The 15,036-nt window shown below is 68.2% G+C and carries 11 protein-coding genes; 5 read left to right on the forward strand and 6 right to left on the reverse strand.

All coding sequences use genetic code 11. The features are described 5' to 3' along the window. Nucleotides 1-89: 89 nt before the first annotated feature. The 4 genes from OR37_RS13770 to OR37_RS13785 form a co-directional block, all read right to left on the reverse strand. Nucleotides 90-1,073 (reverse strand): DegT/DnrJ/EryC1/StrS family aminotransferase, encoded by a 984-nt coding sequence (locus tag OR37_RS13770; protein ID WP_004620883.1) that lies wholly within the window; start codon nt 1,071-1,073, stop codon nt 90-92. 129 nt (nt 1,074-1,202) lie between these two features. Beyond that, entirely contained in the window at nt 1,203-2,759 is a 1,557-nt protein-coding gene (locus tag OR37_RS13775) for a class I adenylate-forming enzyme family protein (RefSeq protein ID WP_004620884.1), read from the reverse strand. 144 nt (nt 2,760-2,903) lie between these two features. Further along, a complete protein-coding gene (locus OR37_RS13780) occupies nt 2,904-4,994 on the reverse strand; it encodes a 3-hydroxyacyl-CoA dehydrogenase NAD-binding domain-containing protein (RefSeq protein WP_165570618.1) in 2,091 nt (696 codons plus the stop codon). Between the two features lie 567 nt (nt 4,995-5,561). Further along, on the reverse strand, nt 5,562-6,788 hold the full coding sequence (locus OR37_RS13785) for a serine hydrolase domain-containing protein (protein WP_004620887.1): 1,227 nt from the start codon (nt 6,786-6,788) through the stop codon (nt 5,562-5,564). Between the two features lie 122 nt (nt 6,789-6,910). Here OR37_RS13785 and OR37_RS13790 point away from each other — a divergent pair, with 122 nt between their 5' ends. The 4 genes from OR37_RS13790 (at nt 6,911) to OR37_RS13805 (ending at nt 13,243) form a co-directional block, all read left to right on the forward strand. Continuing rightward, a complete protein-coding gene (locus tag OR37_RS13790) occupies nt 6,911-8,830 on the forward strand; it encodes a PAS domain-containing hybrid sensor histidine kinase/response regulator (protein WP_004620889.1) in 1,920 nt (639 codons plus the stop codon). 161 nt (nt 8,831-8,991) lie between these two features. Continuing rightward, complete coding sequence (locus OR37_RS13795) at nt 8,992-10,233, forward strand: TetR/AcrR family transcriptional regulator (RefSeq protein ID WP_035017425.1); 1,242 nt, start codon at nt 8,992-8,994, stop codon at nt 10,231-10,233. Between the two features lie 226 nt (nt 10,234-10,459). Then, nucleotides 10,460-11,998: a methyl-accepting chemotaxis protein gene (locus tag OR37_RS13800; protein ID WP_004620892.1), complete on the forward strand. Its 1,539-nt coding sequence runs from the start codon at nt 10,460-10,462 to the stop codon at nt 11,996-11,998. A gap of 120 nt (nt 11,999-12,118) precedes the next feature. After that, on the forward strand, nt 12,119-13,243 hold the full coding sequence (locus OR37_RS13805) for a hypothetical protein (RefSeq protein WP_004620894.1): 1,125 nt from the start codon (nt 12,119-12,121) through the stop codon (nt 13,241-13,243). A gap of 13 nt (nt 13,244-13,256) precedes the next feature. Here OR37_RS13805 and OR37_RS13810 read toward each other — a convergent pair whose 3' ends face one another. Together OR37_RS13810 and OR37_RS13815 are read right to left on the reverse strand one after the other, a co-directional pair. Next, a complete protein-coding gene (locus OR37_RS13810) occupies nt 13,257-14,189 on the reverse strand; it encodes an iron-containing redox enzyme family protein (RefSeq protein WP_004620896.1) in 933 nt (310 codons plus the stop codon). Nucleotides 14,190-14,251: 62 nt separating this feature from the next. Next, on the reverse strand, nt 14,252-14,530 hold the full coding sequence (locus OR37_RS13815; RefSeq protein WP_004620897.1) for a hypothetical protein: 279 nt from the start codon (nt 14,528-14,530) through the stop codon (nt 14,252-14,254). A gap of 283 nt (nt 14,531-14,813) precedes the next feature. On the opposite strand from OR37_RS13815, the gene OR37_RS13820 reads away from it, so the two are divergent. Then, on the forward strand, nt 14,814-15,020 hold the full coding sequence (locus OR37_RS13820; protein WP_004620900.1) for a hypothetical protein: 207 nt from the start codon (nt 14,814-14,816) through the stop codon (nt 15,018-15,020). Nucleotides 15,021-15,036 lie beyond the last annotated feature (16 nt).

Below are 15,036 nucleotides of genomic sequence, written 5' to 3' on the forward strand. Positions count from 1 at the left end.
GCTTCCTTCCGAGTTCCCCAGAAAGGCTAACACTGAATTCTCTACCGTGAATAGTGGAAAGCTTGCCGCAACCTTTGGAAACCTTGGCCCTATGCCACCGCGTCGCGCAGGGCGTCGCAGAGGCGGTCCAGGCTCTCGACGTCCAGGGTCGGATCTAGAGCGATCACCACGGTCGAGGCCGCCAGGTGGTCGGCGTTCGGGGTCTCGTCGTGGGCCAGCGCGTGGTCGCGGACGGCGCAGCTGGCGGCGATCCCGGCCGCTTGCAGCTTCCAGGCCACGGCGCCGGCGTCGTCCGTGGGCAGGCTGAGCGCGCAGGTCGGCGAGATCCAGCTCATGCCCCAGCCGGGCTGGAAGCCGACACCGCTGTCCAGCAGCAGCACGCGCAGCTGCTGGGCCACGCCGCACAGGCGCTGACGCAGGCCCGGCCAGGCCGACAGGCCGTCATCGCCGACGAAGGGCGTGGCCGCGATGGCGTTGACGGGCGTGGCGTCCTCGCAGGCCACGAACACACCCTGGCCGCCGGGCAGGCCGACCAGGACCGGCGCGGGGGCCTCGATCACCACGTCGAAGGCGCCGGCGGCGTCGACCAGGACCGGCAGACCGGTCTCGTCGCGAAAGGCGGCCCAGGCCCGCATGTCGGGGGCGCGGCCGTGAGCGGCGGCCGGGACGATGGCTTCCAGCGGTCCGGGCGCCTCGGGCAGGCGCGCGCGCAGGTGGCTGGTGTCGAACATGGCGCTGAACGGATCGACGTCGACCAGCCAGGCCTTCAGGCCCGCCGCGGCGACGCCGGCCAGGGTCTCGGGCTCGGCCAGGGCGGAGACGACGCAGACGCCGCCCGCCCGAACGCCCAGCGCCGTCAGCGACGCGGCGACGGTCTCGGTCCGATCGGCGAAGGCGCGGGCCGCCACCGGGCGGGCGAAGCGCGCGGCCAGGCGCTGTTCCAGGTCCGAGGCGTGGCCGGCCGCGCCCAGGGCCTGGGCGACGGCGTCGAAGTCGATCGGCGAGACCGGCGCGCGGTCACGCGCCGTCGTGTCTGAAACGAAGAGCGGGGCGGCGACGGGCTTCGAGCGCATGAGCTTGGGACGCAATCCACGACGAACCGGGGCGACCCGATGGCCGCACCTTATGGTTAAGCAACCGTATTCATCGATTCCGCCCGGCCTAATGCGGCGCGCGGTCGCGGCAAAAAAAGCCGATGGGGACTATTTTGTAGGCGACTTCTGCCATGAGTCGCGCAGTTCGCGCTTCAACACCTTCCCAATGTGGCTGCGCGGCAGGCTATCGACGATCACGACATCCGCCAGACGCTGGGTCTTGCCCACCTGGCCGTTGACGAAGGTCTTGATCTCCGCCGGATCGGCGGCTTGGCCGGGCTTCAGCGCCACGAAGGCCACCGGCGTCTCGCCCCACTCGGGCGAGGGCACGCCGACCACGGCCGCCTCAAGCACGGCCGGATGGAGGACCAGCACCGCCTCCAGATCGGACGGGTAGATGTTGAAGCCGCCGCTGATGATCATGTCCTTCTTGCGGTCCATCAGCGTCAGGAAGCCGTCCTCGTCGAAACGGCCGACGTCCCCGGTCCGGATGAAGGTCCAGCCCTCCGGCGAGGTCCAGATGGCCTCGGCGGTCTTGTCCGGGCGGCCGTGATAGCCGTTCATCGTCGCCCCCGAGCGGCCGACGATCTCGCCCACCACGCCCGGACCGACCTGGACGCCGTCCTCGTCGATCAGGCGGATGTCGTGCCCCGGCGCGGGCTGACCGACCGTGTGCAGCTTGTCCGGGTGCTCGTGAGCCATGAGGATGCAGGTGCCGCCGCCCTCGGTCATGCCGAAATACTCGACCAGGCCGCCCGGCCAGCGCTCCAGAACCTCCCTCTTCAGCTCGGCCGCGAACGGCGCGCTGGTGCAGAACTTCAGGTGCGTCGAGGACAGGTCGTAGCTGTCGAAGTCCGGCCGCTCCATCAGGCGGCGGTACTGCACGGGCACCAGCATGGTGTGGGTCATGCGGTGCTTCTGGGCCAGCTCCAGATAGCGGCCGGCGTCGAACTTCTTCATCAGCACGACGGTTCCGCCCCCGGCCAGGGTCGGGAAGAAACAGACCAGCGTCGTGTTCGAATAGAGCGGGGTCGACAGGACCGACACCGCCTCGGGCCCATAGCCGATCGCGTCGCCGCGATAGACGTGGCGCCAGCGCATCCCGTGCGACTGGACGATGCCCTTGGGCGTGCCCGTCGTGCCGCTGGAATAGATGATGTTGAACGGATGTTCGGGGCCGATCTTGACGGACGCTGGCGTCGCCCCTTCCGGCGCCAGCCAGGCGTCGAACGCCTCGCCGGCCGAGGAGCCGTCCAGCGCGACGGACCGGACCGCGATCGGCGCGGGCTTCTGGGCCTCGGCGACGCCGGCGTCGAGGAAGAACAGCTTGGCCCCGCAGTCGGCGACCATGCCGGCGATGGCCTCGGGCGTCGAGGACGGGGCGATCGGCGCGACCGCCACGCCGGCGCGCAAGCCCCCCAGGAACACCGCCGCATAGGGGATCGACGACAGGGCGCAGACGGCGATCGCCTCGCCGGGCTGGACGGCGTCGCGCTGCAAGGCGGCGGCGACGCGGTCGGCCAGGGCGTCGAATTGCGCGTAGGTGACGCTCTCGCCGGTCTCCATGACCACCGCCGGACGGTCCGGGGCCTCGGCCGCCCGCGCGCGAAGGATGTCGCCCATCACGCCATGGTCGGCGGCGAGCATGTCGGCGATGGTGGTCATGGGAACGCCTCTAGCAAACTCCCTTCCCCCTTGGATGGGAGAAGGGTCGGGGATGGGGGTGACACCTTTGGACGTGGGAGCGCGGCGTCAACCGCCGTATCACCCCCACCCCTGCCCCTCCCCCATCAAGGGGGAGGGAAGTTTCTAAGCGTCCTTGAACCCCTTGCCCTCGGCCACCAGCCGCTCCAGCAGGGCCGACGGCTTGAAGTCGTCGCCCAGCTCGGCGTGGAACTGCTTCATCTTGGCCAGGATCTTGTCCAGGCCCACGAGCTCGCCCCAGAACATCGGGCCGCCGCGATAGACCGGCCAGCCGTAGCCGTTGATCCAGACGATATCGATGTCCGAGGCCCGGATGGCCTTGCCTTCCTCGAGGATCTTCGCGCCCTCGTTGACCATAGGATAGAGGCAGCGCTCCAGGATCTCCTGGTCGGTGATCTCGCGACGCTGGATCTGGCGCTTTTCGGCGAAGTCGCGGATCACCTCTTCCACGACCGGCGACGGCTTGGCGTTGCGGTTCTCGTCGTAGTCGTAGAAGCCCTTGCCGTTCTTCTGGCCGCGCCGGTCCATCTCGCAGAGCACCTCGCGCACGGTCGAGGAGCTGGTCTTGGCCGGGTCCCAGCCGATGTCGAGGCCGGCCAGGTCGCTCATCGCGAACGGCCCCATCGGCAGGCCGAAGTCATAGAGCACCCGGTCGACATCCCAGGGCATCGCGCCTTCCAGGATCAGCTTCTGGGCCTCGCGCTGGCGCTGGGCCAGCATCCGGTTGCCGACGAAGCCGTGGCAAACGCCCACCAGCACCGCTACCTTGCCGATCACCTTGCTGAGCTTCATGCAGGTGGCGATGACCTCTTTCGACGTCTTGTCGCCGCGCACCAGTTCCAACAGGCGCATGACATTGGCCGGCGAGAAGAAGTGCGTGCCGATCACGCTCTCCGGACGGCTGGTCACCGCCGCGATCTCGTTGACGTCCAGATACGAGGTGTTGGTGGCCAGGATCGCGCCGGGCTTGGCGATCTTGTCCAGCTTGGTGAAGACCTCCTTCTTGATCTCCATCAGCTCGAACACCGCCTCGATGATCAGGTCGCAGTCGGCCAGGGCCTCCATCTCCATCGACGGCGTGAGCAAGCCCATGCGCTTTTCGACGTCGTCCTGGGTCAGGCGCCCCTTCTTGGCGGTGTTCTCGTAGTTCTTGCGGATGATCCCGACGCCGCGCTCCAGGTTCTCCGGCTTGGCCTCGATGATCGTCACCGGGATCCCGGCGTTCAGGAAGTTCATGGCGATGCCGCCGCCCATGGTGCCGGCGCCGATGACCCCGACCTTCTTGATCGGGATCGTCGGGGTGTCGTCCGGCACGTCGGGGATCTTGGCGGCCTGGCGTTCGGCGAAGAACACATAGCGCTGGGCGGCCGACTGACTGCCGCTCATCAGCTCCATGAACAGCTTGCGCTCTTCCTGCAGGCCCTCGTCGAAGGGCAGGTTCACCGCCGCCTCGATGCACTTGATGTTGTTTTCCGGGGCCATGAAGCCGCGGAACTTCTTGGCGTTGGCCTTGCGGAAGTCGGCGAAGATCTCGGGCTTGCCGCGGGCGGCCTCGACCTTGTCGTTCAGGTCGCGGACCTTCTTCAGCGGACGGCCCTCGGCCAGCACCTTCCGGGCGAAGGTGATGGCGCCGGCGCGGAGGTTTCCTTCCTCGACCAGTTCGTCGAACAGGCCCATGGCCAGGGCGGCCTTGGCCGGGACGTGCTGGCCGCTGGTCACCATCTCCAGCGCCTTCTCGACGCCGACGATGCGCGGCAGGCGCTGGGTGCCGCCGGCGCCGGGCAGCAGGCCGATGTTCACTTCCGGCAAGCCGGCCTTGGCCGAGGGGACGGCCACGCGGTAGTTGGCGACCAGCGCCACCTCCAGCCCCCCGCCCAGGGCGGTGCCGTGGATCGCCGCCACGACGGGCTTGGGCGAGTTTTCGATGATCGCCTGCACGTCCTGCAGGTTGGGGCCGGTCATGGCCTTGCCGAACTCGGTGATGTCGGCGCCGGCGATGAAGGTCTTGCCGTCGCAGATCAGCACGATGGCCTTGACGGCCGGATCGGCGATCGCGCCCTCGAAGGCGCCCTTCAGCCCCTCGCGCACGACGGCCGACAGCGCGTTGACGGGCGGCGAATTCAGCGTGACGACGCCGATGTCGCCTTCCACGGAAAGATCGGTGACGGCGTTGATCACGGCCATGGCGGTTTCCACCCTCTGCTCTTGTGGCGTTCTGTTAGGTTTGAACGGTCGTTTGACGGCAGCGTGCACGCCCCGGCGAAGATGTCCAGACCTCCGCGACGGCGCCATGCGCGCGCCGCGACGCCGTTGACGAATTTCGACGCGTACTACAAATTTGAAATCAGAGTTTCAGCCGAGATCGTCCGTGGGGGAGGATGCGGCGCTCCGCGCGCCCTATCCACCTGATTTCCAGAGAGAATGATCCGCGCTGGGGAGGGCGTTCGCGGGAAGTCATGGGCTTTGGGCGCGACTTGCACGCGTCCTGACGTTTCGAAGTCGGTGGATCCGCGAGCGTGGCGTATTGCTCGCAATGCGTCGGACTTTGGTAAAGCGCAACTCGGCGCGGGAGATCGCTCCCGCGCCGCTTTCTTGTGAGCGCCGCCCTGACTCTCCTCCCCCTCTTGGGGGAGGTATCGCGGCCGCGAAGCGCGCCGGGACGGAGGGGGCTGGTCATGAGTCAGCGGGGCTCGGCGCTGCCCCCCCTCCACCGGCTTCGCCGGTCCCCCTCCCCCAAGAGGGGGAGGAGAGTAACGAGCTCCCCTACCCGTTGCTCTCCGTCATCGCCGAATAGACCAGCGTCCGCAGCTCACGCCGGATCGGGTAGGCGCTGGACGGCATCAGCTGGGTCATGAACACCACCGCCAGGTCCTCGACCGGATCGATCCAGAACGCCGTCGAGGCCATGCCGCCCCAGAAGTATTCGCCCAGCGAGCCCAGGTTCTTGGTCCGGGCCTGGTCGACGGTCATGGCGAAGCCCAGGCCAAAGCCCAGCCCCTCGAACACCGCCTCGCTGAACAGAGACTTCGACGCCTGGACCAGCTCCTGACCGCCGGGCAGGTGATTCATGGTCATCAGCTTGATGGTCTTGGGGCTGAGCAACCGCGCGCCGTCCAGCTCGCCGCCGTTCAGCAGCATCCGGCAAAAGCGCATGTAGTCGTCGGCCGTCGACACCAGCCCGCCGCCGCCGGACTTCATCGGCGGATCCTTGAAGAAGCGGCTCTTCTCCGGATCGTCCTGCAGAACCACCTTGCCCGACGGCGTCAGGGCGTAGCAGGCGGTGAAGCGCTCGCGCTGGCTTTCCGGCACGTAAAAGCCGGTGTCGACCATCTTCAGCGGATCGAAGATCCTCCGCTTCAGGAACACATCGAACGGCAGGCCGGAAATCTTCTCGACCAGATAGCCCAGCACGTCGGTCGAGACCGAATAGTTCCAGGCCTCGCCCGGCGAGAACTCCAGCGGCACGGTCCCCAACGCGTCGACATAGCCCTGCAGCCCGCCCTCGCTGTCGACGCCGTCCAGCTTCAGCTTGCGATAGGCCGCGTCGACATTGGTGCGCTGCTGGAAGCCGTAGGTCAGGCCCGAGGTGTGGCGCAGCAGGTCGATGGTCCGCATCGGCTGGTTGACGCGCGTGGTCTCGAACGCGCCGACCCCGCCGGCCTGGAAGACGCCCAGGTCGCGCCAGGCGGGGATGAAGCGGTGCACCGGATCGTCCAGCGACACCAGGCCCTCCTCGACCAGCATCATGAAGGCGACGCTGGTGACCGGCTTGGTCATTGAGTAGATGCGAAACAGACTGTCGGCCTTCAGAGGCTTTCCGCGCTCGACATCGGCGGACCCCAGCACCGACGCATAGGCTAGCTGGCCTCGCCGCCAGACCTGGGTCAGGGCGCAGGGCAGTTTTCCCGTATCGATATACTTGTCCTTGATAAAGCTTTCGATGCGCCCGAGGCGATCAGACGACAGCCCCACGGCTTCCGGCGTACTCAATGTCCTGCACTCCCCTTCTCGAAAGTTCTCATTGGCCCGGATCGAATCTCACGTCCGGACATTTTGCCGCAACGTAAACTTTACCCGATCCTGCGATACCGATTGAAAACGAGGGAAACGGGATGGGCAAGCACTTGGATACCGAGGCTGCCTCCAGGATCGAAGCCGCCGCGGCCGACTGGTTCTTCCAGAGCAGCCTCGACATGTTCGTGATCCTTCGCGCGAACGCGATCATCCGCGTCAATCCCGCCTGGACCCAGCTGACCGGCTGGACGCCCGAGGACACGGCGGGGCGGCCGATCCGAGACTTCCTCCACCTGCACGACACCGAACGGCTGAGAGACGTCGGCGCGGCCCTGCGCACGCGGGGCGAAGCGCGTTCGGAGCACCGGCTGGCGCGCAAGGGCGGCGGCTGGCTCTGGGTGCGCTCGCACTCCAAGGTCCTGGCCGACGACGGCCTGCTGATCGTCTTCCAGGACTTCAGCGAGGACCGCGCCCGCGAGATCGCCCGCCAGCAGACCGAGCGCGCCAACGAACTGCTGCGCGGCGCCGCCGGCGTCTATGTCTGGCGGTTCAACCCGCGCAAGGGCCTCTACCTGTTCGATCAGGACCTGCCGACGCCGTCGTCGCCCGAGGGCGGCGCCCGGAGCATGACGATTTCCGAGATGACCCTGTCGCTGCACCCGGACGACCGCGAGCGCGTCTGGGCGGCGTTCTCCCACACCCTCAAGACCGGCGAGCACGTCGAGATCGACTACCGCTATCTGGACCCGGCGAGCGGCGAATGGGCCAACATGCATTGCGCCTGGCGCGGCGTGCGCGGCTCGGGCCCCACGGCCTGGGACGTGATCGGCATCACCCAGAACGTGACCGAACTGGTCGCCGCCCGCGACGCGGCCTTGAGCGCGGCCGAGGCCAAGAGCCAGTTCCTGGCCAATATGAGCCACGAGATCCGCACGCCGATGAACGGGGTGCTGGGCGTGCTGCACCTCCTGCGCAACGAGCCCCTGACCGAGGACGGCCGCCGCCTGCTGACCGAGGCCCTGGGCTGCGGCGAGATGCTGGCGGAACTGTTGAACGACATCATCGACTTCTCGAAGATCGAGGCCGGCAAGCTGGAGCTGACGCCGCAACCGACCGAACCGGCGCGGCTGCTGCAAGGCGTGGCCGACATGCTGCGCCCTCAGGCCCGCGCGAAAGGGCTGACGCTGGATGTCGTCGCCCCCGACGACCTGGGCTGGATGGCCACCGACCCGCTGCGCCTGCGCCAGGCCCTGTTCAACCTGATGGGCAACGCCGTGAAGTTCACGCTGGCGGGCGGCGTGACCGCGCGGCTCTCCGGTCGGCGGGGCGGCGACCGCGTCCGCCTGCGCTACGAGATCGAGGACACCGGCGTGGGCATCGACGAGGAGGCGGGCAAGAGCCTGTTCGAGCGCTTCCGCCAGGGCGACGGCTCGACCACCCGCCGCTTCGGCGGCTCGGGCCTTGGCCTGGCCATCTGCCGGCGCCTGGCCGAGATGATGAACGGCGAGGTCGGCTTCGAAAGCCGGCTGGGCCAGGGCTCGACCTTCTGGCTGGAGATCGAGGCCGAGGCCTGCGCCGCGCCTACCGAGGACGCGGGCGAGGCCGAGGTCGCGCCGTTCGAGGACCTGCGCGTGCTGGTGGTCGAGGACAACGCCACCAACCGGATGATCGCCAGCCGGATGCTGGAGGCCCTGGGCGCGCGGGTCGCCGTGGCCGAGGACGGCGCTCAGGGCGTGGCGGCGGCCAGCCAGGGCTTCGACCTGATCCTGATGGACATCCAGATGCCCGGCATGGACGGCGTCGAGGCCGCCCAGCGCATCCGGGCCCTGCCGGCGCCGGCGGGAACCGCGCCGATCCTGGCCATGACCGCCAACGCCCTCGCCCACCAGCGGGCCGCCTATCTAGCCGCCGGCATGGACGGCGCGGTGGCCAAGCCGCTGTCCCCCGCCGCCCTGGCCCAGGCCGTGGCGACGGCGCTGATGGTCGAACGCGGCGCGGAAGCGCGGAAGGCCTCCTAAAGGCCGCCGCTCCGCAACAATCCTGACATCCCTTGGGCGTAGGCCCGCGCTAATTGTCCCACGGCGGACGGAGCGCTCTTTAAGCGGTCGTCCGGGAGGCCTACATGGATGGCGTGTCCATGGGTCGGCGGGACCCGGTGCGACGGACGGGGTGCGCGTTTATGGATGACGGTCGGATCGCGGGGGCGGCGACGGCGCGGTACGCCCGCAAGAAAGAGACCATCCTGGCGGCGGCCACGGCGATCCTGAACCGTCAGGGCGTGCGCGGCATGACCCTGGCCGACGTCGCCGCCAAGGTCGGGCTCAACACCACCAGCGTCACCTACTACTACCGCAAGAAGGACGACCTGGCCGCCGCCTGCTTCATGCGCGGCCTCGAGCGGTTCGAGGCCATGGTCGCCGAGGCCGCCGCCCAGGCTTCGCCCGCCGCGCGGATCCTGAAGTTCCTGGACCTCTATCTGGACCTCAACCGACGCGTCCGCCTGGGCGAGGCGACGCCGCTGACCAGCTTCGCCGAGGTCAAGGCGCTGAAGGAGCCTCTGCGCGGATCGGTCGTGGCGGCGTTCAACGATCTGTTCCGCCGGGTGCGCGCCTTCTTCGACGACCCGTCCCTGGCCCACCTGGACAAGCGGCAACGCAACGCCCGCGCCCACCTCCTGATGGAGCAGGTGTTCTGGTCGGGCACTTGGCTGCGCCGCTACGACGTCGAGGACTACGGCCGGGTGCGCGACCGGATGGGCGACATCCTGCTGAACGGCCTACCGGCCGGCGACCGCGCCTGGGCGCCCCAGCCCCTGCCCGATCCCACGCCCCAGACTGTCGAAGGCGCGCCGCCCGAGAGCATCGAGTGGCGCGAAACCTTCCTGGTGGCCGCCACCCGCCTGATCAACCAGCGCGGCTATCGCGGCGCCTCGGTCGAGGACATTTCGGCGGCGCTGAACGTGACCAAGGGCTCGTTCTATCACCACCACGACGACAAGGACGCCCTGGTGGCCGAGTGCTTCGAGCGCACCTTCACCGTCACCCGCCGCTCGCAGCTCGACGCGCGCGCCCTGGACGCCGACAGCTGGACCCAGCTGACCTCCACCGCCGCCGGCCTGACCGCCTACCAATTGTCCGAACACGGTCCCCTGCTGCGCGCCTCGTCGATGGGCGCCCTGCCCGACGCGCTGCGCGGCGACATGGCCGACGGCTACGCCCGGGGCTGGCAGCGCTTCGCGGCGATGATCTCGGACGGGATCGCCGACGGCTCGATTCGCGCGATCGATCCCTGCATCGCCGCCCACATGATCAACTCGATGCTGAACGCCGCCGCCTCCCTGGGGGCCTGGGTTCCGGGCCTGGATCGCGACGAGGCCGCCGAGCTTTTCGCAAGGCCTTTGCTGACAGGCGTTCTAAAATAGTCTCATTTTCGAGACACTTTTGAGCAATTCTCGCTTGAGGTAAAATTGATCTCGATCAATAATACTTCGAATTCAAAATATAGTCGCTACGATTAGTCGCATATACTGCGATATTTACACCCCATTAACACTGGCCGCGCGTAGTCTCGCCCATCGCTCTACTCGAAGAGCGCGAAGAATCCGAAATCCAGGATTCAATTATCAGGCGAGACAAGGGCGGCAATCAATGTCTGACATCAAAGAGAAGATCGTCACGTGGAATGAACACGATCGATCTGTTGGCGAAGTCGTCTACAAGCGCGCCGGCAAGCACCTGGAAACGGCGCTTCTGAACGCCTACCGGGTCATCGATCCTTCTCTGAAAGCCTTGCCGCACGACGTGTTCGAGAACGAGAAGCGCAAGTTCGCGTTCATCGCGCGGGGCAATTTCCCCAGCGAATACTTCGAACAGCAAGCCGTCATTACCGAGAACATCTCGAACAGCCTCGATTTCGCGACCTATCTGAGCAAGACCTACGCGGCCTACGCCGCGGGCCTGGCGTCCGGCCTGATGAAGGAAAAGGCCTGGAACGAGAAGCATTCCGACGAACTGATGCTGAGCCTGATGCGCTCGGTGTTCTCCGACGCCAGCGTCGTGATGTTCTATTACTTCCAGGTCCTCAACGCGCGCGCCGACGAAGAGCGCGCCGTGGTCGAGGCCGAACGCCAGCGCGTGGCCGAAGAGCAGAACATGGTGGTTTCGGTGCTGGCCAGCAGCCTGCGGCGGCTGTCGCAAGGCGACCTGACGGCCCAGATCACCGAGCCGTTCACCGGCCGCTATCAGCAGATCAAGGACGACTTCAACGCCGCCCTCGACAGCCTGCGCGACGCCATGGGCGCCATCGCCTCGGCGACCAGCGGCCTGCGCAACGGCTCCGACGAGATTTCCGCCGCCTCCGACGACCTGTCGCGCCGCACCGAACAGCAGGCCGCCAGCCTGGAGGAGACCGCTGCGGCCCTCGACGAGATCACCGCCACCGTCAAGCGCAGCGCCGAGAGCGCCCTGCAGGCTTCCGGCGCGGCCTCGACGGCCACGATCGACGCCAAGCGCTCGGGCGAGGTCATGCACGACGCCGTCACGGCCATGGGCGAGATCGAGCAGAGCTCCAAGAAGATCACCAACATCATCGGCGTGATCGACGAGATCGCCTTCCAGACCAACCTCCTGGCCCTGAACGCCGGGGTCGAGGCGGCGCGGGCCGGCGAGGCGGGCCGAGGCTTCGCGGTCGTCGCCCAGGAAGTCCGCGCCTTGGCCCAACGCTCGGCCGACGCGGCCAAGGAGATCAAGGACCTGATCGCCAGCAGCACCGCCCAGGTCGAACGCGGCGTCAAGCTGGTCGGCGACACGGGCGCGGCGCTGAACGGCATCGTCACCAAGATCAGCGACATCGACGGCCTGGTCTCCGAGATCGCCCGCTCGTCGCGCGAACAGGCGACCGGCCTCAACGAGGTCAACACCGCCGTCAACCAGATGGACCAGGTCACCCAGCAGAACGCGGCCATGGTCGAGCAGTCGACCGCCGCCGCGGCCAATCTGCGCTCCGAGGCCGGCGAGCTGGAACGGCTGGTCTCGCGCTTCCAGACCGGCGCGGCCTCCAGCGCCGCGCGCGCCCAGCCGGCCTCCGCCGGCGGTCCCGCGCCCCTGGCCGAGGCGCGCGCCCGCATCGTCTCGTTCGCCCGCCCCGGCGGCGCGGCGGCGGCGCGACGCGCCGAGGAGACTTTCTAAACGCCGTCGCGCGCCGGCGCCGCGCGACGGACGGTGCGCGCAAGGGCCGCGTTAACCATGAGTGGCCCAAAGGGGCTCGGGGCTGCTACCCTCGGATGACCGAGTCGCTCCGAGCCCGTCATGACGACGATCAACCCCTACGCCTCGACCTACGCCCCCGGCCTGACCGCGGGGCAGACGGCCGCCCAGCGCGCCAACCAGGCCAGCGTCCCTGGCCAGACGCGCGACCAGAGCCCGACGATCAACACCCCGGCGGTCAACGTGACCCTGTCGCCGGCCGCCCAGGCGGCGCTGAAGGCCCAGACTGACTCCCGCTCGATCGACGCGGTGATCGCTGACGCCAAGAGCCAGATCGCCGCGCGCCTGAAGGCCGCCGGCGCGGCCTCGGCCCTCAGCAACGGCAATTCGACGATCGACCTGTCGGACATGGACCGCCGCACGCTGTACGCCGTGGCCAGCAACCAGGGCGGCGGCTTCTCGACCGACCAGCAGGTGGTCGCCGCGCTGGGGATGCGCGATCAGCGCGACCAGGCCCTGGCCAGCCCGGCCGCCCAGGCCCGACTGACCGGCGACTACGCCAGCCTCTATCAAACCGCCCTGGACCAGATGGACGCCGCCGGCCCCGAGGAAAAAGCCACCAGCGCCTGGAGCGACCAACGCGCCGCCCTCGTGGAAGGCCGCAAGCAGGCGCTCGCCCGTCCGGGCCTGGCGCCCAGCGGCATCGCCAATGACAGCGTCGCGGCCTACATGAAGGATACCGGCAGCGTCGTGGCGGGCGCCAAGACCCGCGACTTCGGCAAGGTGGCCACCGATGTCCGCGCGGCGCTGGACAAGCAGTATTCCCTGGCCACCCAGCCGACCGCGGCCAAGGACGGCCAAAGCGGCGACATCGATTTCAGCCGCTTCGACGACCGCTCGCTGTCGGCCGTCGCCCTGAACCAGGACGACCAGTTCTCCGGCCACGAGGTCGCCCAGGCCAAGGCCGAGGTCCGCGCCCGCGACAGCGCGGCGATCCAGAGCGATTATCAGTCGTCCAACCAGGACCCGTCGAGCTTTGGCCAAGCCTTGATCACCCGCTACGCCGGCATGACCACCGAGGAACGCCAGGCGGCCGGCTGGACGCCCGCCGTCTACGACAAGATCGTCCAGCTGCAGAACGCCAGCGAGAAGCTGGCCCAGATGTTCAACGCCAACGGCGCGCCGGGGACGACGGCGGGGCCACCCAGCCTGCTGGACTATATGTAGGCCCTACGAAGCCCTATTCCGCCGCGTAGACCAGCGGATGGGTATGCGCCCACAGGTGGGCGCGATAGGTGTCGAAGCACTGCTCGCCACAGATCAGGCGCATCACGGCGCCCTCGGCGATGAACCGGGCGCGCGACGGATCCTCCGACACGAGCGGGACCAGGGCCTCGGCGTTCCAGGCCTTGGAATGCTCGATGTCCAGCTGGGCGTGGAGGGCGAAATACTTGCGAGCCTCGGGCGAGACGCCGACGCGCTTGAGACCGGCGTCGACGCAGGCGACGCGGGTCGGCGCGGTCAACTCGACCACGCCCAAGGCCCCGATCGACTGCCAGACATAGCGCCGCGTCGTGGCGAAGGCGGTCATGGTGTTGGCCAGGCACAGCGACTGCCAAAGCGTCGTGTCGATGGTCGGCGTCAGGCCCAGGGTCGCCGTGGTGCGCGCCAGCATCGGGCCGTGCATCCCCTTGGCGCCGCCCCGGCCCATTTCGTCCCAGTAGTTGCGGGCCAGCTCCAGCTTGGCGCGCTCGGGGACCTTGACCTGGGTCAGGGCGACCAGATCGTCGAAGCCGGCCTCGCCGGCCGCCTCCTGGGTCAGGAACCACTTCAGGTCCTCCAGCGAGGCCTCGCCTTCCAGCCAGTCGAACAGAGGGTCCCACTGGCCGGGACCATGGTCCTTCAAGGCCTCGAACCAGGCGATGAAACCCTCGGGATCGGACGGGACGTCCGCGACGAGCGGGGCGATCTCGGCGCGGAACGCCTCGATGAACGCGCCTTCCAGCCGGCGCATCTCGGTCTCCCGATCCAGTTCGGCGCGCCAGTCGTCGGAGGGCGCGCTGGGCGCGAGGCGGACGTGATTCCAGTGCGCCAGGCCGCGATGCAGGGCCTCGGCATCGGGAAACCGCGGGCTAAAGGCCCCCAAACGGCAAAGACGCTCACCACCGTGCACGGTCAAACTCCTTGGTCGTGAAAGAAAGGGGCCGCCTTTCGACAAGGCGGCCCATAGGCGGGTTAGCGCTCGGCGCCGCCGTCGCCGGTTCGGCCAGGCTCCAGATCCTCGTCGGCGTCGACGGCGCCGATCGCGCCGTCGTCATCCAGCGCGTCCTGGCGCTCGCCTTCGTCTTGGCGATCGGCCTGCTGGTTCTGCTGACCCGGTTGGGTCTGCTGGGGGTTCTGCTGCTGTTGCTGCGGCTGGCGGACGCCGTCCTGCTGGTTCTGCTGCGCCGGCTGTTGACGTTGAGCGTCGTTCTGCTGTTGCGGCTGGCCTTGGTTGTCGCGGTTCTCGTTCATGGTCGTCCCTCGGGAAAGGCCGGGCCGGATGGCGGCGGCGAGGGAGCTAACGGCGGCGGCGACGATCCTGTTCCTGTGTCGACAGCGCGACTTTCGGCGGGAATAGCGCCTTGAATTCACTTTTGAATATCTGGGGAACCCTTGGCCGGCGCCGCCCTGACGCGTCGAGCGGCCGGCCGCCGCTTGGCGCTTAAACAAACGACACGCGGAAGGCCGCCGCGCGGCAAATGGCCGTTCTCCAAGATGCGAACACTTCCCAAGACGCGAACACAAGGAGACGGCCATGACCCACGCCCCCAACAGCCCCGGCCGCTCGGACAACGAGGCCGAGGCGCCCGGCGACTTCAGCGCGTTGGGCGGCGAGGAAAAGGTCCGGAAAACCGGCGAAAAGTCCCGCGCCCAGGCGGGCCCCGATGGGCCGGACGCGGCCGAGATCGGCGACACCTTCAAGGGCCCCAAGGGCGACCCAGCGGAAGGCAAGCGCGGCTAGAGCGTGATAGCCGAAA

It is taken from the genome of Caulobacter vibrioides OR37 (genome assembly GCF_000372645.1).
GTDB classification, from domain to species: Bacteria; Pseudomonadota; Alphaproteobacteria; order Caulobacterales; family Caulobacteraceae; genus Caulobacter; species Caulobacter vibrioides_E.

Excerpts from the sequence above, each read along its gene's own strand:
- OR37_RS13770 (WP_004620883.1), bottom strand. The coding sequence starts at position 1,073 with ATGCGCTCGAAGCCCGTCGCCGCCCCGCTCTTCGTTTCAGACACGACG.
- OR37_RS13775 (WP_004620884.1), bottom strand. The coding sequence starts at position 2,759 with ATGACCACCATCGCCGACATGCTCGCCGCCGACCATGGCGTGATGGGC.
- OR37_RS13790 (WP_004620889.1), top strand. The coding sequence starts at position 6,911 with ATGGGCAAGCACTTGGATACCGAGGCTGCCTCCAGGATCGAAGCCGCC.
- OR37_RS13795 (WP_035017425.1), top strand. The coding sequence starts at position 8,992 with ATGGATGACGGTCGGATCGCGGGGGCGGCGACGGCGCGGTACGCCCGC.
- OR37_RS13800 (WP_004620892.1), top strand. The coding sequence starts at position 10,460 with ATGTCTGACATCAAAGAGAAGATCGTCACGTGGAATGAACACGATCGA.
- OR37_RS13805 (WP_004620894.1), top strand. The coding sequence starts at position 12,119 with ATGACGACGATCAACCCCTACGCCTCGACCTACGCCCCCGGCCTGACC.
- OR37_RS13815 (WP_004620897.1), bottom strand. The coding sequence starts at position 14,530 with ATGAACGAGAACCGCGACAACCAAGGCCAGCCGCAACAGCAGAACGAC.
- OR37_RS13820 (WP_004620900.1), top strand. The coding sequence starts at position 14,814 with ATGACCCACGCCCCCAACAGCCCCGGCCGCTCGGACAACGAGGCCGAG.